The sequence below is a fragment of the Cupriavidus sp. MEYA8 genome, assembly GCF_059278825.1.
In genome coordinates this window covers 2,052,497-2,076,798 of the sequence record NZ_CM181221.1, presented here as the reverse complement: position 1 = coordinate 2,076,798, position 24,302 = coordinate 2,052,497, and the positions used below count along the sequence as shown (strand labels likewise).

Genomic DNA, 24,302 nt, shown 5'->3' with positions numbered 1-24,302 from the left:
CGCCGCCGCTCAGAAGCGGTGCCGTATGCCGGCGGCGACGCCGAACTGGCTGTCCTCGCTGGGCGCGATCCGGTAGGCCGCCGTGGCCCCGTTGAAGTTCTCGAAGTTGAGCGCCGCGTTCTTGGTGAAGGCTGCGCTGAGGTAGACGTCGGTGCGCTTGGACAAGCTGTAGTCGGCGATCATCGTGACCTGCCACGGGTTGGCCGGATCGCCCGCGGCGCCATAGACCGACCTGAGGTTGTCGTAGTAGACCGCGCCGGTCAGCTGCAGCGCCGGAGTGGCCTGGAAATTGAGGGCGAACCACCAGAGGTCGTCGCGCCCGATGGCGCCGGGCGTCGCGACATCGTTCTTGCCGTAGCGGTACGCGGCCTGGGCCAGCAACTGCGGCGTGACCTGGTAGCGCAGGCCCAGTGCTGCTTTCTGCGTCCGCTGGTAGTCGCCCGCCACCTTCGCGCTGTTCACATTGTCATAGGCCGCCGCAATGCCGAACGATCCGATGCGGTAGTCCACGCCGGCACCGTAGCCCGCGGATCCCGTCATCGAGCCCGGCTGCTCGCCAAAACTCCAGTGCAGTTCCGTGGACAGCGGGCCGAAGTCGCCGTGGTACTTCGCCATATTGTCCTGGCGCAGCCCGGCGCCGGCGATGGTGGTCACCGGTTCGTACAGGGTCGCATACGCGGTGGGCGAGTAGTTGGCCATGGTCAGGAACAGCGACGAGTATTGCCGGCCGAAGGTCAGCTTGTGCCCGCCGGCCGCGAGTCCGACCCAGGCCTGGCGCCCGAACAGCCGGCCGCCCTGCGTGGAAATGCCGGTGTCGACGCTGAAGCCGCTTTCCAGCGCGTAGATCGCCTGCTTGCCGCCGCCCAGGTCTTCCACCCCGCGCAGGCCCCAGCGGCTCGGCGACAGGCCGCCTGAGCTGAGCGCTACCTTTGACTTGCCGTCCGGCTGCCCCGTCGCGAGGTTGTTGTTGCTGTACTCGATGTTGGCATCGACCACGCCGTACAGCGTGACCGAAGCTTGCGCCGTGCCGGCCAGGCCGGCCAGGGCGCACGCGATGCCGATGGTGCTTTTTTTCATTGCTTTTCTCCTCCAGGATGAACGGATTGCGCGGCTGATCCCGCCGCTGCACCGGGGTGCCATTGCATCAACGGCATGAACAAAATGGCCGGAAACGGCGTTTTCCGGCGGCACGGACCCGCGCCCGAGGCGCAGCCCAGGCAGGGCTGCAATCCATCGGACGCATCGGACGGTGTCGGGGTGGCGAGGGGTGGAAAACTCAGGCCGGCACGAGGCCCGGCTCGAGGTCAGCGAAGCGACGGCCTTCGCGCGCCAGGCGTTGAAGCAGCGGGGACGGGGTCCACCAGTAGCCATGGCGGGCATGGAAGCGCTCGATATCCGCGCAGACGCTGGCCAGTCCCAGCTGGTCCGCCAGGTACATCGGTCCGCCGCGGTGCGCCGGGAAGCCGTAGCCGGTCACGTACACGATGTCGATATCGCTCGCGCGCAGCGCAACGCCCTGTTCGAGCAGTTTCGCGCCTTCATTGATCATGCCGTACAGGCAGCGCTTAAGGATCTCTTCCTCGTCAACCGGCTGGCGCGCGATGCCCAGCCTGGCGGATTCGTCGACGATAAACTGCTCGACCGCCGGGTCGCGTTGCGGCGTGCGGCTGCCTTGTTCGTAGCGATACCAGCCCGCACCGGACTTTTGGCCCAGGCGTCCCATCTCGGTCAGCTTCAGGATCAGGTCGTTCCAGCGCCGGTCGGTGGGGCGGGTGGCCAGCTGCGCCTTGCGGGTCTGGTAGCCCACGTCGTTGCCGGCCATGTCATGCACGGCGAAGATCCCCATCGCATAGCCGAAGCGTGTCAGCGCCTGGTCGACTTCATGCGGCAGCGCGCCTTCCTCCAGCAGGAAGTGCGCCTCGCGCGTGTAGTTGCGGAACAGCGCGTTGCCGATAAAGCCCGGATAGACGCGGGCGAGCACCGAGACCTTGCCCAGGCGGCGTCCCAGCTCCATCAGCGTCGCGATCACGTCCGGCGCAGTCTGCTGCGCGCGCACGACCTCAAGCAAACGCATGACATGGGCCGGGCTGAAGAAATGCGCGCCGACCACATCCTGCGGCCGCTGCGTGACCGCGGCGATGGCGTCCACATCCAGCCCCGAGGTATTGGTGGCCAGGATCGCACCGGGCTTGGCCAGCGCATCGAGCTTGCGGAAGATGTCCTGCTTGAGCGCCATGTCTTCGAACACGGCTTCCACGATCAGGTCGGCTCGTGCCACGTCGGCGAGCTCGACCGAGCCGCGGATCCGCGCAAGCCGCTCGTCCATCTGCGCCTGCTGCAGCCGGCCGCGCGCGACGCTGCCCGCATAGTTGTCGCGCACGCGCTGCAGGCCACGCTCCAGCGCGGCAGGCTCGGCATCGATCACCGTCACGGGAATGCCGGCATTGGCAAGCGCCATGGCGATGCCGCCGCCCATGGTGCCGGCGCCGATCACGGCCACGTGTTCTACCGGGCGCAGCGGCAGTTCCGCCGCAATGTCGGGAATCCTGGAGGCTTCCGCCTGCGCCAGGCGGATGTGGGTCTCGGCGGCGTCGCGTTCCGGCTGGGTCGCGGCGTTGCCGGCAAGGGCAGGGGTGGGGTTTGTCATGGCCTCAGTCCTGTTTGCCTGCCGGGGAGACCAGCGGCTGGGCCCGCCCTTCGACGAATTCGCGCAGCCGCTCGGCGGTTTCGGGGGAACGCTCCATGTTCGAGTTCAGGTACTCCATGAACAGGCCGTCGTCATGCGACAGGTCGTTGATGCGCGGCAGCACATTGGTGATGCGCCAGTTGGTGTCGGGCGTATTGCGGGCGATCCTGGCGGCCAGCTCGCGCGCCTTGTCCAGCGCCTGCCCGGCCGGCACAACGTAGCGCACGATGTGCTCGCGCTCGCCCTCGGCCGCCGACAGCAGGCGGCCGGTCAGCATCATGTCGGCCATCACGGTGTAGCCCACCACGCGCTGCACGCGCACCGTTCCGCCGCCGCCGACAAAGATGCCGCGCTGGCCTTCGGGCAGGCCGAAGAAGGCGGATTCATCCGCCACGCGCACGTGCGCCGCGGTGGCCAGCTCCAGCCCGCCGCCGACCACCGCGCCATGCAGTGCGGCCACGAACGGAATGGGACCGCGCGCGATGATGTCGAACACGGTGTGCCAGGAATGCCGCTGGCGCTTGCGTGGCCGCGGGGCGTTGGCGAGGGCGCCGGCCGCGCGCGCCAGCGCTTCCTTCAGGTCCAGGCCCGCGCAGAAGTTGCTGCCATGGCCAAACAGCACGCCGACGCTGGCTTCTTCGCCGGCGCGCACCACGGCATCGCGCAGCGCCCACACCACGTCTTCATTGATGGCGTTGCGCTTGTCGGGGCGGTTGAGGCCGATCAGCGCGACCGGCCCGTCGAGTTCATAGGTAACCAGTTCAGTGCTCATAATGGGAGTTCCAGTTGGCAGGAGCGGATATCGCTCGTTCGTTCATTCGATCGGTGGATGGGGGCGGTCACAGGTCCAGCACCAGCTTGCGGCTCCTGGCGCCGGAGCAGCAGATCATCATGCGTTGGTTCGCGGTCTTGTCCGCCTCGCTGAGCACCAGGTCGCGATGGTCCGGCACGCCGTCGAGCACGCGCACCTCGCAGGTGCCGCAGATGCCCTCCTGGCACGAATACGGCGGCTCGATGCCCTGGCCGAGCAGGCAGTCCAGGATGGTCTGGCCCGCCTGCACTTCGACGCTGCGGCCGCTGCGGGCCAGCTCGACGGTGAAGCCGCCCTCGGTGGCGGCGCTCTCGCGCGCCGCGAAGTACTCGCGGTGGACCTGCGCGGGCGGCAGGCCGGTAGTGGCCTGCTCGAACGCTTCCAGCATCGGCAGCGGGCCGCAGCAATAGACATGGGCGCTGGCCGGCAGCGCACGGACGATGCCGGCGATATCCAGCATGCGCCCGCCGGGCTCGCGGTCGAAGCACAGCTGCACTTCGGCGTTGGCGTCATCGCGCAGCGCCTGCACGGCGTCGAGGAAGCCGGCATTGCGGCGCGTGCGCGCTGCGTAGTGCAGCTGCCAGTGCCGGCCGAGCGCCTGCAGGCGGCGGATCATGCCGAGGATCGGCGTAATGCCGATGCCGCCCGCGATAAACACACTCAGCGCGGCCGACTCCTCGAGCGGGAAGTTGTTGCGTGGGGCGCTGATCGCCAGCGTATCGCCGGGGCGCAGCACCTCGTGCAGGTAGCGCGAGCCGCCGCGGCTGTTCGGGTCCTTGTTCACGCCGATCACGTAGCGGTGCCGCTCGTGCGGCGCGTTGAGCAGCGAGTAGTTGCGGATCAGGCCATTGGGCAGGTGCACGTCGATATGGGAGCCGGCCGAGAACGGCGGCAGCGCCTTGCGCGGCGGCTCGGGCCACAGCTCGTAGCTCAGGATGCCGTCGGCCTCCCAGGCCATGGACTTGACCCTCACCTGCAGTGTTTCGGAATTGCTCATGGTGCTTCCTTCGGTTCTTCCTGTCGGAACGCTGTTATTCCGGGCGGAAGCCGGACGACCTGATGATGGGTTCCCACGTCGCCAGTTCGGCGCGCTGCCGGCGGGCCATGTCCGCGGCGTTGAGGTAGTCGGGCACGACCGACAGGCGCTGCATCAGGAACGTCGCGGTCCCGGGTGCGGACAGGATCTTGCGCAGGGCTTGCTGCATGCGCTCAAGTTCGGCCGGCGGGGTCCGGGCGGGCGCCCACATCGCGGTCCAGCCTTCGGCGAACGGCATGTTCACGCCTTGCTCGGCCATGGTCGGGATCTCGGGCGCCAGCGGCGATCGCTTCGGGCTGAAGATGCCGATCACGCGGACCTTGCCGCTGCGGTGGTACTTCATCATGTCGTCCAGCAGCGTGACGGCCGCGGGCACATGGCCGCCCACCAGGTCGGTGATCATCGGCGGGGTACCCTTGTAGGGCGCCGCAGTCAGCGTGATGCCGGCCGCCCGCGCGAACTGCATGCCGAGGAAGTGGTTCTGCCCGCCCAGCCCGGGCGTGCCGAAGGCCTCGGCTGGATGGCTTTTGGCCCAGCGGATGAACTCCTGCGCGTTCTTGCCGGTATCCGGGCGCACGGCCATGCCCAGCGGGTATGACACCAGCCCGGCCACCGGCGCGAAGTCGCGCCACAGGTCCCACTTGAGCTGCTTGCCGAACACCAGGGTCTGGAAGGTCGGCGTCGCGTTGGGGGCGATCATGTAGGTCAGGCCGTCGGGCCTGGCCGCCATCAGCATATCGGCCGCGATGCGGCCGCCCACGCCGACATGGCTTTCGATGATGACGGGCTGGTCCAGCAGCGCGGGCAGCCGGTCGGCGAAGTAGCGGGCGATCGCGTCGGTGCCGCCGCCGGGCGGCAGCCCGAGCAGAATACGGATCACGGGTTTGCCCTGCATGCCGGCATGCGCCGCCGCGGGGGCGGCTGGGGCGGCTGGGGCGGCTGGGGCGGCTGGGGCGGCGATGGCGGCACAGGCCGCCAGCAACAGCCGGCGTCGGCACATGCTTGTCATGCTTGTCTCCGTTTCTCTTTGTCTTTGTTTTCCGTGCCGGCGCGCTTCAGCCCGCCTGGGTCAGCACGCGCCAGTCCGTGCCGGCGGGCAGCACGCCGCCCACTGATACCGCTTGCGCGTAGTCGAGCTCGGGGCTGTCCGCCAGCGTGGGGGTCTTGCCGGCCATGAACTCGCGCACGGACTTCAGCAGCGCCTGGCGCACGCGCAGCACGGCGCCGTCGGCCGAGCACAACTGTTCGGTGGTGCGGTCGGCGATCGGGCCCTGGCCCAGGAACATGGCGAAGTCTTCGGTCCCCAGGTGCTGCGGGAAGCCGGTGGCGTGGCCGCGCCGCATCAGGTCGCGGTTCTGTCCCCAGTTGTTGTCGGGGCCGCCCGGCGGCAGCGGCGGGAAGTCCCACACGTCCGGCGTGGCCGACATCACCGTCATGCCCAGCGGCCGGTGCGGATTGAAGTGGACGAACCAGGCGCGGTGCGTGACGTCGTCGACAGGCGTCGAGAAGAACACCGTGCCGGGACCCTTCGCGTCGGGGGCGCAGATGATCCCGTACCACGGCATCACGAAGTTGTTGACGCGGGCATAGACCTTGTCGTCGGCCAGGGGGCGGATGGCCGCATAACGGTAGCCGTAGGGCCGGTCCTCGAATTCCAGCCGCGGCGCCAGGGCCTGCGTCATGTGCAGGCGCTCGTTGCCGGAGCCGGCGGTGATCTGCGTGGTGGACTCGTGCAGCACGCCGACATGCGAAGAATCCATCGAGGCTTCCACGCCTTGGACCCAGTTGGTCGGCACTTCCTGGCTGGTGACCGAGCGCTGGTCTTCCGGCAGGGTGGTAAATGGCAGGTCGGGGAACTTCGGCGCTTGCTCGCCCTTGCCCAGCCACACCCAGACGATGCCGCCGCGCTCCTCCACCGCATAGCGGTTGACGCGCACGTGCTTGCAGAACTGCGCCTGCTCGCCGGTGTGGTTGGGCGCCTCCACTACCTCGCCGCGGGTGTTGAGCTTCCAGCCGTGGAAGATGCAGCGCAGGCCGTTGTCTTCGTTGCGGCCCATCAGCAACGAGGTCTTGCGGTGCGGGCACAATTCGTCGACCACGCCCACGCTGCCGTCGGTGGCGCGGAAGGCCGCATAGTTGCTGCCCAGCAGGCGCACGCGCACCGGCGCGCCGTCTGCCACCAGCTTGGCCGACGGCACCGCCGGCAGCCAGTAGTGCTGGCGGATCATCTCGCCCATCGGCGCGCCGCCCTCGACGCGGGTGAGCAGGTCGTTGTCTTCGCGGGTCATTGCCATGTCAGCACTCCTCGTCCTTGCGGAAGGCGCGTGAGTAGAGGCGGGTGCAGTTGCACTCGAAGATATTGCGGCGCTGTTCCTCGGTCAGCCAGTCGATGCTTTCGATCACCGGCTTCATGTCGTCGAAGTCGCGGCCCGAGACCGGGTCGCGCGCGCTACCCGTGCCGGGCTTCTCGGTGCCAAACAGCACGTTGTCGGTGCCGGCCACCTTGAGCAGCAGCTCGATCGCCTCGCGCGAGTAGTTGCAGGTGTCGAAGTACAGGTGCCTGAGCTGGTCGTCGAAACTGGTGGCTTCGCCCTTGCGCACGTTCCACGCGCGGAAGCGGCCCATCTGGTAGGGAATCGCGCCGCCGCCGTGTGCCACCACGATCTTCAGGTCCGGGTACTTGTCGAACACCTTGGCGCCCAGCAGCGAGACGATGGCGATGCTTTCCTCGTTGATGAACTTCAGCGTGTACGACTCGCGCGCGCTGCAGCTGCCCGCGGAGTGGATCAGGCCCGGCACGTCCAGTCGCGTCATGGCGTCGTAAAGCGGATGCCAGAACGGGTCGCCCAGCCCCGGCGGGGTCGGGCCTTCGCCTTCGGTGGGATCCGGATTGATCAGGCAGCCGACAAAGCCCAGTTCCTTGACGCAGCGTTCCAGCTCGGGCACCGCGCGCAGCGCCGGCGATTCGTCCATGTACTGGGGCAGGCCCGCCACGCCGCGGAAGCGGTCGGGGAACAGCTCGACGAAGCGCGCGATCAGGTCGTTGCAGTGGCGCGACCACAGTTCCGTGACGCGGCCGGGCTTGACCGAATGCATCTGCAGGTAGGGGCGTGGCGAGATGAACTGCACGTCGGTGCCGACGTTGTCCATGCTGCGCACCAGCTCCTCGGCGACCTTGCGCACCGATTCATCGGGGATGCGCGGCGTGGTCGAGGGGTTGGCGCGGCCGCCGACCAGTTCCGCCATGTAGCGGAAGCTTTCGGGGGGCATGACGATGTGGGCGTGGGAATCGATGATCATGGGTTTCAGCCTTGGGTATCGCTGGCCACCACGGCCAGGCATTCGAGTTGCAGCAACATGCCGTGCTGGAGGTCGTGCACGACGATGTGCCGCGCGGGGCGGTCGCGCGGGTCCGGGAAGCAGCGCAGCCATGCGCCGTTGATGGCATCGCGCACGCTGTCGTCCTTCACGTACACGGTGAGCTTGAGCACATCGGCGAGCGAGGCACCGCCGGCATCGAGCACGCCCTGCAGGTTGTGGAAGGCGAGCGCGGCCTGCGCGGCGGCGTCTGGCGGCAGCTCGCCGGTGCGCGCATCCTTGCCGGCGATCGCCGACGTGCAGATCAGGTTGCCCACGCGCGCGCCGACCGGGATCGGAGCCTTGTGCGCGAGGCCGGGAACATCGAGTGAGCGAGCCGGGCGGGTCATGGAGTCCTCTGTCAGGAGATGTCGGCGCCGTGGTCGCCGTCGAAGAAATGGCGGGGCACGGTGGCCAGGAATTCGGAAAAGCCGGTGGTGCCGGCCGGCACGTGCAGCAGCATCGCCTTGCCGGCCTGGGTTTCGTCGCCGGCCTGGATGGCGCGGGCGATCTGCTGGTGGTCGTGCAGCGACCTGGCGATCTGCGCCGGGCTGATGAAGTCGCGCGTGCGGTAGCGCTGCAGGCGCCGGCGCGCGTGGCGGATGTGGTCGGCCAGGAAGTCGTTGCGGCTGCCGGCATAGATGGCCTCGTGGAACACCACGTTGGCGGCCGCGTAGCCGGCGGCGTCGCCGCTGTCGGCGGCTGCCTGGCAGCAGCGCAGACCCTCGTCCAGCGCCGCCTGCACGGTTTCGTCGATGCGCCGCGCGGCCAGCCTGGCGCTCAGCGCCTCCAGTTCTCCCACGTACTCGAGCATCGCCCGCACCCTGGCGATCGACATGCGCGCCACCGTGGCGCCCTGGCGCGGCGACATGCATACCAGCTCGCGCGCGGCCAGTTGCTGCAGCGCCTCGCGCACCGGCGTGCGCGACACGCCGAAGCGGTCTGCCAGCGCGCGCTCGTCCAGCAGCGCGCCGGGCGTCAGCACACCCTTCTCGACCTCATCCTCGAGCGTGGCCCGTATGTCGTTGGCCAGGCCGGCACGTGCCGGGGCGTCAGCAGCGCCGGTGCCTGCCGTCGGGGCGGGCGTGTGCGGGTGAGGAGTGTGCGGAGTCATCGGCGTTTCTTTCTGTCGGGGCGAAGCCAGCTCTGTATGCGAAAAAATATACAACACATGCTTTGTGGTATGCAAACAGAGATTTCAGGCATCCAGTTAGGTTGAGGCTGATACGCCGCTGGCAAAGTGCTGGTTTCGGGCCCATCGATGCATGCCGTCGCCGCCTCGGCAAGCTGTTGCTCCGGCTCGGAATTCGCAGCAAAGCCTTTGCTGGTGCGGAAAGCGCGTCCTAATCTGTTGCTGCGGAAGCGGCCTGGGAAGCAGTGCCTTCGGCGCCGCGCCGCGCTCGGGTGCGCAATCTCCGCCTAGGGAAAACACCGATCGGTGAATGCCAAGAAATTTATGTGGTGTGTTGAAATTGGTGTTCTGGTATGCCAGAATGAATTCAACCAACCCGGTCACGAACCAACCATGGCTGCGTGGGGCCTGCATGGCCCGGGCCGCACCATCCAACTGGAAGCTGCAATTCCATGAACAGTCACACTCCCGCCCCTGCATCCGAACTGGTGCCGGTGGATCGCATCCTGAAGCCGCGTTCGATCGCCATCGTCGGCGCCTCGGCGGACCCGAGGTCGTTTGGCGGCTTCGTGCTCGATAACCTGGAGCGCTTCGGCTATGCCGGCGCCATCCACCTGGTCAGCCGCAGCAGTACCGAGATCAACGGCCGTGCCTGCGTGAAGAGCGTGGATGAACTGCCGGAAGGCATCGACCTGGCCGTGCTGGCGATTCCCGAAGCCGGCGTGCTGGATGCCGTGCGGGCGCTGGCCGAGCGCCGTGCCAGCGCGGCGGTGTTGTTTGCCTCGGGCTATGCCGAGACCGGCGACGAAGGCCGTGCGAAGCAGGAGGAGCTGGCTGCCGCCGCGCGTGCGGCCGGCATCCTGCTGCTGGGCCCCAACTGCATGGGCTTCACCAACTTCGAGGCCGGCGTGCCGGTGACCTTCGAGCCGGTGCAGCCATATCCCTGCGGCGGCCGTCCCGGCATCGGCGTGGTGGCGCAGAGCGGCGCGATGGCGGCCAACCTGCGCGATGCCTTCATCGGCCGCGGGTTGCCGATGACCGCCACGGTGTCCACGGGCAACGAGGCGTCGGTCGGCATCGAGGACGTGCTCTCGTATTACATCGCCGATCCGCAGACGCGCGTCATCGCGGTCTACGCCGAGCAGGTGCGCAGGCCGGGCCTGTTCCTGCAGCTGGCGCGCACAGCCCGCGCCGCCGGCAAGCCCGTGGTGATGCTGATGCCGGGCCGCAGTGCGCGGGCGCGCGAGGCCGCGCAGTCGCATACCGGCGCGCTGGCCGGCGACCACGCCACGGCGTCGGTGCTGCTGGCGCGCGAGGCGGTGGTGCTGGTCGATGCGCTCGACGAACTGTTCGACACAGCGGCGATCCTGCTGCGTTTTCCGGTTCCGCCCAGCGGCGGGCCGGCCTTTATGACCGGATCGGGTGCGATGAAGAACATCGCGCTCGACTTCTGCGACGGACTCGGCCTGGAGCTGCCGGCGCTGACCGCGCCGACCACGCAGCGCCTTACCGAAATGCTGCCCGGCTATGCCGTCGCGGAGAATCCGCTGGACTACACCACCATCGGCGTGCGCCAGCCCGGCCTGATCGGCGACATCCTGCTGACCATGCTGGCCGATCCCAACATCGGCAGCATCGTGCTGGGCATTCCGGCCGGCCCGGAGGTGGCCCAGCGCGACAAGGCCGAGCACATCGTGCCGGCGCTGGCCCGCGCGGACAAGCCGGCGGTGCTGGTGGTGACCGGCGACAGCGGACCGATCGAACCGTTCTTCGTGGAGGCGATCCGCGCCAGCGGCGTGCCGTTCTTCCGTTCGCCGGACCGCGCGCTGCGCGCGCTGGCGCGCGTGGCCGCCTACGGCGAGGCGCTGCAGCGTGCGCACCGTGCCACGCAGGGCGCGCCACGGGCGCTGCCGCTGCCCGGCCCGGTGCCACCCTCGGGTGTGTTTGCCGAGTACCAGGGCAAGGCCTGGCTCGCCGGCGCCGGGCTGCCGGTGCCGCAGGGTGGCCTCGCCGCCACCGCGGACGAGGCCGTCGCAGTGGCCGCGCGCATCGGCTATCCGGTGGTGATCAAGGCGCAGGCCAGCGAGCTGCCGCACAAGAGCGACGTCGGCGGCGTGATCGTCGGGCTGGCGGGCGAGGCGGCCTTGCGTGCCGGCTGGCAGCAGCTGCACGACAACATCGGCAAGCACCGTCCCGGCCTGCGCCTGGACGGCGTGCTGGTCGAGGCCATGGGCCCGCGCGGGCTCGAACTGGTGGTTGGCGCGCGGCGCGATGCCGACTGGGGGCCGGTGGTGCTGGTGGGCCTGGGCGGCATCTGGATCGAGGCGCTGAAGGACGTGCGGCTACTGCCGGCCGACCTGGCCGAGGCCGACATCCTGCAGGAACTCGGCCGGCTGAAGGCGGCATCGCTGCTGCGCGGCATCCGTGGCGCGGCTGCGGTCGACACCGCGGCCATCGCCAAAGTGGTCGCGCTGATCGGCGAGCAGATGCGGGCCAATCCCGGGCTTGCGGAGATCGACATCAATCCGCTGGTGGCCTACCCGGACCGCGTGCTGGCGCTGGATGCGCTGGTGGTCCTGCAGCCGCAGGCGGTGGTCATGAAGCCGCACGCATGAGGCAAGCACGATGAGACTGACATTTTCCCCCGCAGAAGAAGCCTTTCGCCAGGAAGTGCGCGCCTTCGTGAAGGCGCACCTGCCGGCCTCCATCAAGCGCAAGGTCGAACTCGGCCTGCGCCTCGAACACGCCGACTACGTGACCTGGTTCCGCATCCTGGAAGCGCGCGGCTGGCTCACGCCGGGCTGGCCGGTCGAGCACGGCGGCCCGGGCTGGACCCACGTGCAGCGCTACCTGTTCGACGAAGAGACCATGCTCGGCGGCGCGCCGCGCATCATCGCCAGCGGTATCCAGATGCTGGGCCCGGTGCTGATTGCCTTCGGCACGCCCGAGCAAAAGGCCAGATACCTGCCGGACATCCGGCAGAGCAATACCTGGTGGGCGCAGGGTTTCTCAGAGCCGGGAGCCGGTTCGGACCTGGCAGCGGTGCGCACGACGGCGGTGCTGGAATCCGACGGCAAGCATTTCGTCGTGAACGGGCACAAGGTGTGGACCTCCTACGCGCACTGGTGCTCGATGATGTTCGCGCTGGTCCGCACCGATCCCGATGCCGCCAAGCCGCAGGAGGGCATCTCCTTCCTGCTGATCGACATGAAGTCGCCCGGCGTGGAAGTGCGCCCGATCCGCATGCTCGAAGGCGGCACCGACCTCAACGAGTGCTACCTGGACAACGTGCGCGTGCCGGTCGAGAACCTGGTCGGCGAGCTGCACAAGGGCTGGTCCTACGGCAAGTACCTGCTGGGCCATGAGCGCACCGGCATCGCCGGCATCGGCTCGTGCAAGCAGCAGCTCGAGCGGGCACGTGCGCTGGCGGTGCAGCAGGGACTGGAGCACGACGCGGTGCTGCAGTCGCGGCTCGCGCAGTTCGAGATCGAGCTGATGGCGCTTGAATTCACCGCGCTGCGCCTGCTGAGCCCGAACCAGCAAAGCCGCGTGCCGGCCGTCGAGGCCTCTATGCTGAAGGTGCGCGGCACCGAATTGCGCCAGGCCATCTATGAGCTGCTGGTGGAAATCGCCGGCCCGCATGCGGTGCCGTTCGACGAGGCCGCGCTGCTGGGTGGTGCCGGTGATGGCGCGGACGCAGCCAGTCCGCCGGAGCTCGCCGCGCTGGCGGCCAACTACCTCGATGCGCGCAAGCTGTCGATCTACGGCGGCGTCAATGAAGTGCAGCGCAACCTGATCAGCAAGGCCTTCCTTTCGGCCTGACACCGTACCCGACCATGGATTTTTCTCTTAGCGACGAACACCTGGCGCTGCGCGATGCGGTGCGCCGATTCTGCGACGGCGAGTATCCCGCCCACCAACGCGGCGAGGCCGAGCCGGCGGAACTGGCCGCCGCGCGCTGGGCCGGCATGGCCGATCTGGGCCTGCTCGGGCTGCCGCTGGCCGACGATGTCGGCGGCAGTGCGCAGGGCCCCGTGGAAATGATGCTGGTGGCGCAGGAACTCGGCCGCGCGCTGGGTGGCGCGGGCTGGCTCTCCAGCGTGGTGCTGGCCGGCCAGCTGCTGGACGAGGCGGGCAGCCAGGCCCAGCGACAACGCTGGCTGCCGGCCCTCGCCGGAGGCGAAGCGCGCATGGCGCTGGCATGCAGTGAAGCCGATGCGCGCTACGACCTGTCCCGCGTCACCACGCTGGCGCGGCGCGATGGCGCTGGCTGGGTGCTGGACGGCACCAAGACCCTGGTGCTGGAGGCCGGCAGCGCGGACGTGTTTCTGGTTGTCGCGCGCACCGCCGGCGATGCCGACGATGCTGCGGGCCTCTCGCTCTTTCTGGTCGAGGCGGGCACTTCGGGCCTTTCGCTCAGGGAATTCAGCACGCTCGACGGGCGCCGCGCCGCACACCTGACGCTGCGTGGCGTGCGCGTAGCGGCCGATGCCCTGGTGGGAGAGGCCGGCGCAGCGCTGCCACTGGTCGAGGCCGCCACCGACCGCGCCAGCGCCATGCTGTGCGCGGAGGCGGTGGGCGCGCTGGAAGCGCTGATCGAGCTGACTGCCGAGCAGCTCAAGACCCGCAAGCAGTTCGGCTCCACGCTGGCCAAGTTCCAGGTGCTGCAGCACCGCATCGCCGACATGCTGATCGCGCTGGAGCAGGGCAAGTCGATGGCCTGCGCGGCCGCCATGGCGGTGCAGGAAGGCGAGCCGGCACAACGGCGCCGGCTGGTGTCCGCGGCCAAGGTGCTGGCCGGCCAGGCCGGCCGCCAGCTCGGGCAGTGGGCCATCCAGATGCACGGTGCCATGGGCATGACCGACGAATGCCGCGTGGGGCACTACGCCAAGCGGCTGATGGTGATCAACCAGCTGTTCGGCGACGCCTCGCATCACCTGCGCCGCTTCGGCGGACAAGCGTAGCCGCCCGGACGGCGCATCCATAAAGATAAAAGGAGACAAGGCATGGCCATTTTCAAGACCCTCAGGACGGTGTGCTGCGCGCTGGCGCTGGGCTTCTGCCTCGCGGCCCACGCCCAGGAAAAGCCGCCGATCCGGCTGCTGGTGGGCTTTCCGCCGGGCGGCTCCACCGATACCGTCGCCCGCGTGCTGGCAGACAAGCTGCAAGGCGTGCTCGGCCAGGTGGTGATCGTCGACAACAAGCCCGGCGCGGGCGGCCGCATCGCCACCGGCATGCTCAAGCACAGCGCGCCCGATGGGCTGACCTATATGGTCGCGCCGAATGCCACCGCGATCTTCCCGACGCTGCTCTATCCGCCGGCAACGCTCAAGTACGACCTGCTGACCGACCTGAGCCCCGTCGCCGTGGTGATTTCCTACCCGCTGGCGCTGGTGGTGAGCAGCCAGACCGGCGTGACCAACGTCAGGGAATACGTGGCCTGGCTCAAGGCGCATCCCAAGGAAACCGTGTTCGGCAGCGCCGGCCTTGGCGGCCAGACGCACTTTACCGGGCTGCAGTTCGGCAAGGCAGCCGGCGTGCCGCTGAACGTGGTGCCGTACAAGGGCAACGGGCCGCTGGCGACAGACCTGATCGGCGGCCAGCTGGCCGCCGCGGTGATGACCGCCGGCGACATCCTGCCGCACACGCGCGGCGGCAAGGTGCGCATCATCGGCGTGTTCGGCGCCAGGCGCTCGCCGTTGCTGCCCGACGTGCCCACGGTGGCCGAGCAGGGCGTCAAGGTAGATGCCGGCGAGGCCTGGACCGGCGTCTGGGCGCCGGCGAAGACGCCCAAGGCCGAACTCGAACGCATGCAGACGGCGCTCGGCAAGGTGCTGGCCATGCCCGACGCGCGCAGCATGCTGGAAGAAAAGGCGGTGCTGCAGCCGGACTACCGCGACGCCGCGGACCTGGACCGCCTGCAGCGCAAAGAGCTGGCCTACTGGGGCCCCGTCATCAAGGCCAGCGGCTTCAAGCCCGAACAGTGACCCCTCCATCCATCCCGCTATGACTCTGAACGGATCCGCATACATCGTGGGGGCCTACGAGCACCCCACCCGCAAGGCCGACGATCTTTCCGTTGCCCGCCTGCACGCCGACGTCGCCCTCGGGGCGCTGGCCGATGCCGGCCTCTCGGCGAGCGATATCGACGGCTACTTCTGCGCCGGCGATGCGCCGGGGCTCGGCACCACCACCATCGTCGAATACCTCGGCCTGCGCCCGCGCCACGTCGATTCCACCGAATGCGGCGGCTCGGCGCCGATCCTGCACGTGGCCCACGCCGCCGAGGCGATTGCCGCGGGGCGCTGCAACGTGGCGCTGATCACGCTGGCCGGGCGCCCCCGCGCGGCGGGCGCGGCGCTCTCGCTCAAGGCGCCGGACCCGGACGCGCCGGAGCTGGCCTTCGAGTTGCCGTTCGGGCCGGCCACGCAGAATCTGTATGGCCTGGTGGCCCGGCGCCACATGCACGAATTCGGCACCACCAGCGAGCAGCTGGCGTGGATCAAGGTTGCCGCCTCGCACCATGCCCGGCACAACCCGCACGCGATGCTGCGCAATGTGGTGACGGTGGAAGACGTGGTGAATTCGCCCATGGTCTCGGATCCGCTGCACCGGCTCGACTGCTGCGTGATGAGCGACGGCGGCGGCGCGCTGATCGTGGCGCGTCCCGAGATCGCCAGGCAGCTCAAGCGCCCGCTGGTCAAGGTGAAGGGCGCTGGCGAGGCACCCAAGCACGCCATGGGCGGCAAGATCGACCTGACCTGGTCCGCGGCCGCGTGGTCCGGCCCCGCGGCATTCGCCGAAGCCGGGGTGACGCCGGCCGACATCAAGTACGCATCGCTCTACGACAGCTTCACCATCACCGTGCTGATGCAGCTGGAAGACCTCGGCTTCTGCAAGAAGGGCGAGGGTGGCAAATTCGTCGCCGACGGCGGCCTGATCTCCGGCGTGGGCAGGCTGCCTTTCAACACCGACGGCGGCGGGCTGTGCAACAACCACCCGGCCAATCGCGGCGGCGTTACCAAGGTGATCGAGGCCGTCCGCCAGCTGCGCGGCGAAGCGCATCCCGCCGTGCAGGTCAAGAACTGCGACCTGGCGCTGGCCAGCGGCATCGGCGGCGCGCTTGCCTCGCGCCACACCGCGGCCACGCTCATCCTGGAAAGGGTTTGAAACCATGAGCACCACGACTACCAACACCGCCGCGCGCAGGATCCCCGCGCCGCGCACGCTGCCAGAGAGCCTTCCTTTCTGGGAGGCCGCCGACCAGGGCCGCCTGCTGGTCAAGTTCTGCCTGGACTGCGGCGAGGCGCATCACTACCCGCGCGACGTCTGTCCGCACTGCCAGTCCCTGCGCACCGAATGGCGCGAGGCCAGCGGCCACGGCACGGTCTATTCGTACAGCACCATGGGGCGGGCCGAGGCGGCCTACACGCTGGCCTTCATCCAGCTCGACGAGGGCGTGACCATGATGAGCAACCTGGTGGACTGCGATCCGCGCGAGCTGGCCATCGGCCAGCGCGTGCGGGTGGTGTTCAGGGCGAGCGATGGCGGCCACGCGGTGCCAATGTTCACACCCGCATGACCTGGGAGAGCTTGAAGATGGAAGACAACGCAACCAATCCCCGGCAGGCGGAGCCGAAGCGCCACGGCCCCTTGTCGCGCTTCACCGTGATCGACGCCTCGCGCGTGCGGGCCGGCCCCACCGCGGTGCGGCTGTTCGCCGACATGGGCGCGCGCGTGATCAAGCTGGAGATCCCGCCCGGCGCACCCGGCGGCGACGACATGATCGGCGGGCGCGACCACAACCGTGCCGACTACGAGAACCTGCACCGCAACAAGGAAAGCCTGACGCTCAACATGAAGTCGCCGCAGGGCGTGGCGATCCTGCATGACCTGGTCCGGCGCGCCGATGTCTTCATCGAGAACTACCGGCCGGACGTGAAGCATCGCCTTGGCATCGGGCCCGATGCGCTGCGCGAGATCAATCCGCGCCTGGTCTACGCCAGCATCTCCGGCTTTGGCCAGGACGGCCCCTATGCGGGCTGGCCGGGCTTTGACTCCATCGCGCAGGGCATGGGCGGCCTGATGAGCGTGACCGGCAAGCCGGGCGAAGGGCCGATGCGGGTAGGCATTCCCATTGCCGACCTGTGCGCGGGCCACTTCTGCGCCATGGGCATCCTGACCGCGCTGCTCGAACGCGAAGCGTCGGGCCAGGGGCAGTGGGTGCAGACCTCGCTGCTGGAAGCGCAGATCGCCATGCTGGACTTCCAGGCCGCGCAATGGCTGATCGACGGCAAGGTGCCGGCGCAGAGCGGCAACGAGCATCCGCTCACCGTGCCCACCGGCGTGTTTGCCACGCGGGACGGCTACCTCAATATCGCCGCGATCGGGCAGACCATGTGGAAGCGGCTGTGCGAGGCACTCGACGTGCCGCATCTCGTCGACGAGCCGGGCATGGGCTCGGACCCGGAACGCGTGCGCAACCGCGACCAGGTCAATGCGGCAGTCGCCGCCGCGCTGCGCGGGCGCACCACCGCGGAATGGACCGAGCGCCTGCTCAAGGCCGGCGTGCCGTGCGGGCCGATCCACGGCATCGACCAGGTATTCGCCGACGCGCAGGTGCGCCACCTGGGCATGGCATGGCCGATGCGGCATGCGGAACTGGGCGAGGTCTCGCTGGTGGGCCAGCCCATGCGCCTGTCGCGCTATCCGCGCGAAGCGCCGCCGCGCATGGCGCCCGAACAGGGCGGCGACACCGACACCATTCTCGCGGAGCTTGGCTACAGCGCGGCGCGCATCGCCGAACTGCGCGCGGCATTCATCGTCTGATCGAAGGACATTTCCATGGCAAAAATCGTTGCCGCATTCGGCTCTTCACACAGCATCATGCTGGCCGCCCAGCGCGAGGACTGGCAATACGGCTTCCCGCAGGTCGATCCCAAGAACCCGTATTACTTCGACCGCGCGGGCGAGCCCACCACCTACGAGAAGCTGCTTGCCGCGGCGCCGGCCGAGGCCGAGTCCATGGTTACGCCCGGTCGCATGGGCGAGCGCTACGACCGCGCCGAGGCCGCCATGGACGAGCTGCGCGAGCGTATCCACGCCGCCCGGCTGGACGTGCTGCTGGTGGTCGGCGACGACCAGACCGAGTTGTTCCGCACCACCAACAACCCGGCCTTCGCGATCTACTACGGCGACACCATCCGCAACGCCAGGCGCGACGTGGGCGCGAACGACGGCTGGTACAAGAAGGCCCGCATGGCGCGGCAAGAGCCCGACGCCGACCGCGACTACCCCGTGCATGCGCCGCTGGCGCGCTGGCTGATCCGCGCGCTGTGCGACCGCGACTTCGACATCACCGCGATGGACGGCCTGGAGCGCGGGCAGTTCGAGGGCCATGCCTTCTCGTTTATCCACCGCCGCTACCTGCAGGACATTGACCGGCCAGTGGTTCCGATCGTGCCGGTGATCGTCAACACCTTCGATCCGCCCAACCAGCCCACGCCGCGGCGCTGCATCCAGCTCGGCACCGCGCTGCGCGAGCTGATTGCCAGCTACCCGGAAGACCTGCGCGTGGGCGTGCTGGCCTCCGGCGGCCTGAGCCACTTCGTGGTGGACGAAACGCTGGACGAAGCCATCATCGCCGCCATCCGCAACAAGGACACCGCCTTCCTGGCTTCGCTCGATCCGAAGCAGCTGCAGGCCGGCAGCTCCGAGATCCGCAACTGGCTGATCGCCGTGGAAGCGGTGCGCGAGCTGGACCTGGAATGGGTCAGCTACGTGCCAGGCTACCGCACCCCCGCGCTGACCGGCACCGGCCTGTGCTTCGCCGCCTGGCGCACGCTGGGCTGACCGGATCCCGCCACACAAGACAAGCCAAGACAACACCATGACGCAACCTGATTCCTACGTACAACGCCTGCGCCGGCTCGATTGCTGCGCCGTCTCGGACGCGCTCGACAAGCTGCAACTGCCCGGCGTGGTCACGGGCCTGCCGCAGCGCAGCGGCGCCGGCCGCATTGCCGGCCGCGCCATCACCGTCAAGCTCGGCACCGGCGCGCCGCCGGCGGGGCCGGTGCGGCACCTGGGCTGCACCGCCATCGAAGCGGCCGGCCCCGACCACATCATCGTGGTCGAGCAGCGCAGCGGCGTCGAAGCCGGCAGCTGGGGCGGCCTGCTGTCGCTGGGCGCCAAGGTGCGCGGCGTGGCCGGCGTGGTCGCCGATGGCCCCGTGCGCGATATCGACGAGGCCATCGCCTTTGATTTCCCGGTGTTCAGCCGGGGCCTGACGTCCTTCACCGCACGCGGCCGCGTGGTGGAGAAGGGCACCAACGTGCCGGTCGAGATCGCGGACGTGACCGTGGCCGGCGGCGACTACGTGCTTGCCGACCGCAGCGCGGTGATCTTCATCGCGGCGGGCGATATCGAGCGCGTGCTCGACACCGCCGAGGCCATCGTCCTCAAGGAGTCCGCCATGTCGAAGGCCATCCTGGCCGGCACGCCGATCGGGCAGGTGATGGGCGGCAACTACGAACACATGCTGAAGGACTGACGACCATGAGCGAATCAACGGACATCAACGTGGGCCGCGCGGCGCGGCTCGATACCGCCACCCTGAGCGACGCGCTCGACAAGCTCGGCATCGCCGGGCAGTGCTACCGCATCAAGCCGCGCGGCGACAGCTTTGCCATGGCGGGGCGCGCGTGGACGCTGCTGTACGGCCCGGCTTCCAACCCGCCGGGCACGGTGGGCGACTACATCGACGACGTGCCGCCGGGCAGCGTGCTGGTACTCGACAACGGCGGGCGCGACAACGCCACCGTGTGGGGCGACATCCTGACCGAGATCGCGCACCGCCGCGGCATCGCCGGCACCGTGATCGACGGCGTGTGCCGCGACGTGGCGCTGTGCCGCCAGCTCGGCTACCCGGTCTTCAGCAAGGACCACTGGATGCGCACCGGCAAGGACCGCGTGCAGGTGGAAGCCACCAATATCCCCGTCAATATCGGTGATGCGCGCGTGCAGCCCGGCGATATCGTGCGCGGCGATGCCGATGGGGTGGTGGTGATCCCGCGCGAGCATGAAGCGGCGGTGCTGGACACGGCCGAGGCCGTCGAGCATGCCGAGAACGCGATCCGCGAAGCCGTGCGCGGCGGCATGCGCCTGGACGAGGCGCGCCGCCAGTTCCGCTATCACCAGTTGCAGACGAAAGGGGCATGAGCATGAAGGAACATGACGCAGCCAGCACCACGCGTGCGGATTTCGAACGCGTGCCGGCGGAGGTCGTCGTGGCCGCGGCGACGCTGCCAACCGCCACGCTGCACGAGGCAGGCGGCAAGATCGGCGTGCTGCCGCCGGTGATCAAGCCGGTGGCGCCCCGCTTCCGCCTGTGCGGCCCGGCGCTGACCGTGCATTCGCCCGGTGGCGACAACCTGTGGCTGCATCGCGCCATCGAAGCCGCCCGGCCCGGCGATGTGCTGGTGGTCCATGTCGGCGGCGCCTACGAGCACGGCTATTGGGGCGAGATCATGAGCACTGCCGCCAAGGTGAAGGGCCTGGCGGGACTGGTAATCGACGGCTGCGTGCGCGACGGCGTGCTGCTCGACGAGATCGGCCTCCCCGTCTTTGCGCGCGGGCTGTGCATACGCGGCACCGGCAAGGACTATGGCGCCATCGGCTGGCTCAACGAGCCGGTGCTGTTCGGCGAAACCCGCGTGGAAGCCGGCGACCTGATCGTGGGCGACGCGGATGGCGTGGTGGTCGTGCCGCGGCGGAGCGCGGCCGACGTGGTGGCGCGCGCGCAGCAGCGCGAAGCTGCCGAAGCCGCCATCCTCGGCCGCGTGCGCGCGGGCGAATCGACCATGCAGATCTATGGCTTCCACTGACGGTAAGGCCAGCGCGACCGCGCCGGGGCAGCCGCCGGCGCTTGCCATCGACGGTGCGGTGGCGGTCATCACGCTGCGCCGGCCCGAGGTCGCGAACCGCCTCGAGCCGGAAGACCTCGACCTGATGCGCGAGCACATCGCCGCCATCAATGCCCGCGACGAAGTGCTGGTGCTGCGGATCGAGGCGCAGGGCAAGCATTTCTGCAGCGGCTTCCATATCGGAAAGGTCGGTGGCAGCAACGCCGGCGAGCGCTTCGAAGCCCTCGCCAACGCGCTCGAAGCGGCACGGCCCGTCACCATCGCGGTGATCCAGGGCGGCCTGTACGGGGGCGCTACCGACCTCGCGCTGGCCTGCGATTTCCGGCTGGGCGCGCAGGGCGTCGACATGTTCGTGCCGGCGGCGCGGCTGGGGCTGCTGTTCTATCGCGGCGGGCTGGAGCGCTACGTGGCCCGGCTGGGCCTGGCCACGGCCAAGCGCGTGCTGCTGGCGGCCGACAGGCTTGATGCGGCGCAGATGCTGGCATGCGGCTTCCTTGACCGCGTGGCGGCGGATGCGCAAGCGCTGCAGGTGCAGGCCGCCGGGTTGAGCGAAAAGCTGGCCGGCATGGCGCCGCTGGCCCTGCTTGGCATGAAGCGATACCTGAACCGGATCGCGGCCGGCACGCTCGATCCGGCGGAGATTGCCGCCGACATTGCGCGCGCCGATGCGTCCGCAGACCTGCGCGAAGGCGCGCAGGCCTGGCTGGAAAAGCGCGCGCCGCGCTTTCGCGGCTGCTGAGAAGAGAGGATAGGGAATGACATCGTTGTCGACATCGTTGGAAAAAGCCTCGGACAACTACTTTGCCAGGATGCGGCGCGGGCAGGTGCCGCCACCGCCGATCTGCGCATTGCTTGGCGGCAATATCGGCGCGGTCGACCTGCAAGCGGGAACGCTGGAATCCGCCTATCAGGCCACGCCGGCTTTCCTGAACCCGGCCGGCCAGGTGCAGGGCGGCATGCTGGGAGCGATGCTCGACGACGTGACTGCCATGCTGGTGACGGCTACGCTGGGCGCTGAGGAATTCTGTGCAACGCTGAACCTCAACCTCTCCTTCCTGCGGCCGGCCAGAGCAGGCGAATTGCTCGGGCGCGCCAGGCTGGAGCGCCGCGGCAAGAACGTCTGTTACGTTGCGGCGGAGCTGCTGCAGGACGGCCGGGCGGTCGCCACCGCGACGGCAACGTGCATGCTCGTCAGCCGGGCATCGGGCTGACCGGACGCGGCAGCCTTCAGCGCTTGCCGCCCGCTTGCGCCGCGAACGTCCGCCATTCGCGGAACACGGCGTCGAGGCATGCCGCCGTCTCGCAGCCGTCACGCTTCTTGCGGAACGCGGCAACCTCGGCCTCCGTGATCGTGCCGGCCTTCAGCTGCCGCTGCTGGTCGGCATAAATGCGCTGATAGCCCATCGAAAACAGCGCCGACTCGCAGATCAGCCGCTGCGAGGGCGCGTGGCCCGCGGGCGCGGCCGACGGGTCGCAGTCGATATCGGTCGCAGCATGGGCGGTGCCGGCGAGCGCAACGGCAATGGCGGCAATGCAGCAGCGCACAAAGCGGGAGCGGAAAAAGCGGAAGCGGAGAAAGCGGGTCATGACGGGTTATGCAGCGGCACGGCCTGACGGCGCTGTGGTGCCGAACTGCTTGCGGTAGGCGGAAGGTGAAATGGCAAAGGTCTGGGCAAAGTGCTGGCGCAACGAAACCGCCGAGCCGAACCCGACCAGGCCGGCGATCACGTCGATGCTCTTGCTGGTGGTCTCCAGCAGCCGCTGCGCCGCGGTGAGCCGGTGGTTCAGCACCCACTGCGTCACCGTGGTGCCGGTCTTGGCCTTGAAGCGCCGCGTGAAATTGCGCCGGCTCATGCCCGCCTTGTCGGCCAGCAGGTCAAGCGTCAGCGGCTGTTCCAGGTGCTCGATGGCCCAATCGAGCGTGGTGCTCAGCTTGTCGGCGCCGGCCGTCTGCGGCAGCGGCTGCTCGATGTACTGCGCCTGCCCGCCATGCCGGTGCGGCGCCACCACCATGCGGCGGGCCACGCGGTTGGCGACGTCCGCGCCATGGTCGCGGCGCACCAGGTGCAGGCAGCAGTCCAGCGCGGCGGCGGTGCCCGCCGACGTGAGGATGCTGCCATCGTCGATATAGAGCGAACGGCGGTCGAGCCGGACCCTGGGATAGCGCGCGGCGAAGTCATCGGCCCAGACCCAGTGGGTGGCCGCCGGCCGGCCGTCGAGCAGGCCGGCCTCGGCGACCACAAAGGTGCCCAGGCACAGCCCGGCGATGCGCGCGCCGCGGGCGCTGGCGGCCTGCAGCGCCGCCAGCAGGGCCGGCGACGGACGTTCCGCCGGGTCGCGCCAGGCCGGCATGATGACGGTATCGGCCTGTTCCAGCGCGCAGAGGTCGTGCTCGACCTCGATGCGGAAGCCCGACATGGTCCGGATCAGGCCGGTCTGCTCGCCGCAGATCAGCAGTCGGTAGCGCGGCACGCCCAGATTGGCGAGATCGTCGCCGAACACGATGCAGGGCACGGACAGGTGAAACGGGCTGATGCCTTCGAAGGCAATCACGGCGACGGTGTGCATCGCTTCCTCGCAGGCAGGGGGGCGTCTGAAGTTGGCCCGATTCTAGCGGATGTTGTCCATCGGGACGCTTTCGGGGCGGCGGCGGTCGTTGGAAACTGCGTGCAGCGATGTGCCATGGCGGCAATCCCGCCAGGCAGGCGCGCTCCCTTCCATCACGATGAAGACAGCGAGGACAACGATGACACACCCGACGATCCGCACCCTGGCCGGTGCCAGCGCCCCCACCGCGATCGCAGCCGCCAGCACGGCGCTGCTGGTGATCGATTTCCAGAACGAATACTTCGACGGCAAGCTGCCGATCCCGGATGGCGCGGCCGCGCTCGGCAACGCGCGGCGCCTGGTGGCGCATGCGGACGCCGCCGGCATTCCCGTGTTCCACGTCCAGCACCTGGCGCCGGCGGGCAGCCCCGTCTTTGCGGAGCAGGGCGCCAGCGCGGCGTTCCACCAGGACCTGCAGCCCGCAGGCCACCATACGGTGGTGCAGAAGACTTCGGTCAGCGTGTTTCCGACCACCGACCTGGACCAGCGCCTCAAGGCCGCCGGCATCAGGACGCTGGTCATCACCGGGTTGATGACGCACGCCTGCGTCGCTGGCGCCGCGCGCGACGCGGTGCCGCTGGGCTATGGCGTGATCGTGGCGGAAGACGCCTGCGCGACGCGCGACCTGGACCGGCCCGGCGGCGTGGTGCGGCATCGTGACCTGCACCAGGCGGCGCTGGCGAGCATCGAGGATACCTTTGGCGATGTGCTGACGACGGAGCAGGTGCTGAAGCTGCCGGTGGTCTGAC

General features: G+C 69.1%; 25 protein-coding genes. 14 read left to right on the top strand and 11 right to left on the bottom strand.

Annotated features, from left to right (window positions below):
* Positions 1-9: 9 nt before the first annotated feature.
* The 9 genes from AC5WJ1_RS09580 to AC5WJ1_RS09540 all read right to left on the bottom strand — a co-directional run bounded on the left by AC5WJ1_RS09580 (position 10) and on the right by AC5WJ1_RS09540 (position 9,004).
* The gene (locus AC5WJ1_RS09580) at positions 10-1,077 is read right to left on the bottom strand and encodes a porin (RefSeq protein ID WP_135705432.1); all 1,068 of its coding nucleotides are present in this window, start codon (positions 1,075-1,077) and stop codon (positions 10-12) included.
* 199 nt (positions 1,078-1,276) lie between these two features.
* On the bottom strand, positions 1,277-2,647 hold the full coding sequence (locus AC5WJ1_RS09575; RefSeq protein ID WP_135705431.1) for a 3-hydroxyacyl-CoA dehydrogenase: 1,371 nt from the start codon (positions 2,645-2,647) through the stop codon (positions 1,277-1,279).
* 4 nt (positions 2,648-2,651) lie between these two features.
* The gene (locus tag AC5WJ1_RS09570; RefSeq protein WP_133096398.1) at positions 2,652-3,458 is read right to left on the bottom strand and encodes a crotonase/enoyl-CoA hydratase family protein; all 807 of its coding nucleotides are present in this window, start codon (positions 3,456-3,458) and stop codon (positions 2,652-2,654) included.
* Positions 3,459-3,525: 67 nt separating this feature from the next.
* Entirely contained in the window at positions 3,526-4,494 is a 969-nt protein-coding gene (locus AC5WJ1_RS09565; protein ID WP_494476050.1) for a PDR/VanB family oxidoreductase, read from the bottom strand.
* A 34-nt stretch (positions 4,495-4,528) separates the two neighbouring features.
* On the bottom strand, positions 4,529-5,542 hold the full coding sequence (locus AC5WJ1_RS09560) for a tripartite tricarboxylate transporter substrate-binding protein (RefSeq protein WP_255519695.1): 1,014 nt from the start codon (positions 5,540-5,542) through the stop codon (positions 4,529-4,531).
* 46 nt (positions 5,543-5,588) lie between these two features.
* Entirely contained in the window at positions 5,589-6,827 is a 1,239-nt protein-coding gene (locus tag AC5WJ1_RS09555; protein WP_133096395.1) for a Rieske 2Fe-2S domain-containing protein, read from the bottom strand.
* 1 nt (position 6,828) lies between these two features.
* Entirely contained in the window at positions 6,829-7,833 is a 1,005-nt protein-coding gene (locus AC5WJ1_RS09550; RefSeq protein WP_133096394.1) for an amidohydrolase family protein, read from the bottom strand.
* A 5-nt stretch (positions 7,834-7,838) separates the two neighbouring features.
* Positions 7,839-8,240 (bottom strand): RidA family protein, encoded by a 402-nt coding sequence (locus tag AC5WJ1_RS09545; RefSeq protein WP_135705428.1) that lies wholly within the window; start codon positions 8,238-8,240, stop codon positions 7,839-7,841.
* A gap of 11 nt (positions 8,241-8,251) precedes the next feature.
* A complete protein-coding gene (locus tag AC5WJ1_RS09540; RefSeq protein WP_135705427.1) occupies positions 8,252-9,004 on the bottom strand; it encodes a GntR family transcriptional regulator in 753 nt (250 codons plus the stop codon).
* Between the two features lie 470 nt (positions 9,005-9,474).
* Here AC5WJ1_RS09540 and AC5WJ1_RS09535 point away from each other — a divergent pair, with 470 nt between their 5' ends.
* Genes AC5WJ1_RS09535 through AC5WJ1_RS09475 form a run of 13 tightly spaced genes read left to right on the top strand, consistent with a single transcriptional unit; the run spans position 9,475 to position 22,157 of the window.
* Positions 9,475-11,637: an acetate--CoA ligase family protein gene (locus AC5WJ1_RS09535; RefSeq protein WP_135705426.1), complete on the top strand. Its 2,163-nt coding sequence runs from the start codon at positions 9,475-9,477 to the stop codon at positions 11,635-11,637.
* Between the two features lie 10 nt (positions 11,638-11,647).
* Positions 11,648-12,844 carry an acyl-CoA dehydrogenase family protein gene (locus tag AC5WJ1_RS09530; RefSeq protein ID WP_494476049.1) on the top strand — a complete coding sequence of 399 codons (1,197 nt, stop codon included), beginning with the start codon at positions 11,648-11,650 and terminating at the stop codon, positions 12,842-12,844.
* 14 nt (positions 12,845-12,858) lie between these two features.
* Entirely contained in the window at positions 12,859-13,986 is a 1,128-nt protein-coding gene (locus AC5WJ1_RS09525; RefSeq protein WP_135705425.1) for an acyl-CoA dehydrogenase family protein, read from the top strand.
* 42 nt (positions 13,987-14,028) lie between these two features.
* A complete protein-coding gene (locus tag AC5WJ1_RS09520) occupies positions 14,029-15,009 on the top strand; it encodes a Bug family tripartite tricarboxylate transporter substrate binding protein (protein ID WP_494476048.1) in 981 nt (326 codons plus the stop codon).
* A 19-nt stretch (positions 15,010-15,028) separates the two neighbouring features.
* Entirely contained in the window at positions 15,029-16,192 is a 1,164-nt protein-coding gene (locus AC5WJ1_RS09515; RefSeq protein WP_135705424.1) for a thiolase family protein, read from the top strand.
* A 4-nt stretch (positions 16,193-16,196) separates the two neighbouring features.
* Positions 16,197-16,604 carry a Zn-ribbon domain-containing OB-fold protein gene (locus AC5WJ1_RS09510; RefSeq protein WP_494476047.1) on the top strand — a complete coding sequence of 136 codons (408 nt, stop codon included), beginning with the start codon at positions 16,197-16,199 and terminating at the stop codon, positions 16,602-16,604.
* 17 nt (positions 16,605-16,621) lie between these two features.
* Complete coding sequence (locus AC5WJ1_RS09505; RefSeq protein ID WP_133096384.1) at positions 16,622-17,851, top strand: CaiB/BaiF CoA transferase family protein; 1,230 nt, start codon at positions 16,622-16,624, stop codon at positions 17,849-17,851.
* Between the two features lie 15 nt (positions 17,852-17,866).
* Positions 17,867-18,874, top strand: a complete 1,008-nt coding sequence (locus tag AC5WJ1_RS09500) for a DODA-type extradiol aromatic ring-opening family dioxygenase (RefSeq protein ID WP_135705422.1) — start codon at positions 17,867-17,869, stop codon at positions 18,872-18,874.
* Positions 18,875-18,911: 37 nt separating this feature from the next.
* Positions 18,912-19,574: an RraA family protein gene (locus AC5WJ1_RS09495; protein ID WP_133096382.1), complete on the top strand. Its 663-nt coding sequence runs from the start codon at positions 18,912-18,914 to the stop codon at positions 19,572-19,574.
* A 5-nt stretch (positions 19,575-19,579) separates the two neighbouring features.
* On the top strand, positions 19,580-20,242 hold the full coding sequence (locus tag AC5WJ1_RS09490) for an RraA family protein (RefSeq protein ID WP_133096381.1): 663 nt from the start codon (positions 19,580-19,582) through the stop codon (positions 20,240-20,242).
* A 2-nt stretch (positions 20,243-20,244) separates the two neighbouring features.
* Positions 20,245-20,907, top strand: coding sequence for a 4-carboxy-4-hydroxy-2-oxoadipate aldolase/oxaloacetate decarboxylase (locus AC5WJ1_RS09485; protein WP_494476537.1), 663 nt, complete (start codon positions 20,245-20,247; stop codon positions 20,905-20,907).
* Entirely contained in the window at positions 20,894-21,685 is a 792-nt protein-coding gene (locus AC5WJ1_RS09480; protein WP_135705421.1) for an enoyl-CoA hydratase/isomerase family protein, read from the top strand. Before AC5WJ1_RS09485 ends, AC5WJ1_RS09480 begins: the two co-directional genes overlap by 14 nt.
* A 16-nt stretch (positions 21,686-21,701) precedes the next feature.
* On the top strand, positions 21,702-22,157 hold the full coding sequence (locus tag AC5WJ1_RS09475; protein ID WP_135705420.1) for a PaaI family thioesterase: 456 nt from the start codon (positions 21,702-21,704) through the stop codon (positions 22,155-22,157).
* Between the two features lie 16 nt (positions 22,158-22,173).
* On the opposite strand, the gene AC5WJ1_RS09470 is transcribed toward AC5WJ1_RS09475, so the two are convergent.
* Both AC5WJ1_RS09470 and AC5WJ1_RS09465 read right to left on the bottom strand, forming a co-directional pair.
* Positions 22,174-22,533: a hypothetical protein gene (locus AC5WJ1_RS09470; RefSeq protein ID WP_218959496.1), complete on the bottom strand. Its 360-nt coding sequence runs from the start codon at positions 22,531-22,533 to the stop codon at positions 22,174-22,176.
* Positions 22,534-22,539: 6 nt separating this feature from the next.
* Positions 22,540-23,514 (bottom strand): GlxA family transcriptional regulator, encoded by a 975-nt coding sequence (locus tag AC5WJ1_RS09465; protein ID WP_195427602.1) that lies wholly within the window; start codon positions 23,512-23,514, stop codon positions 22,540-22,542.
* A 178-nt stretch (positions 23,515-23,692) separates the two neighbouring features.
* Here AC5WJ1_RS09465 and AC5WJ1_RS09460 point away from each other — a divergent pair, with 178 nt between their 5' ends.
* A complete protein-coding gene (locus AC5WJ1_RS09460; RefSeq protein ID WP_494476046.1) occupies positions 23,693-24,301 on the top strand; it encodes a cysteine hydrolase family protein in 609 nt (202 codons plus the stop codon).
* Position 24,302 lies beyond the last annotated feature (1 nt).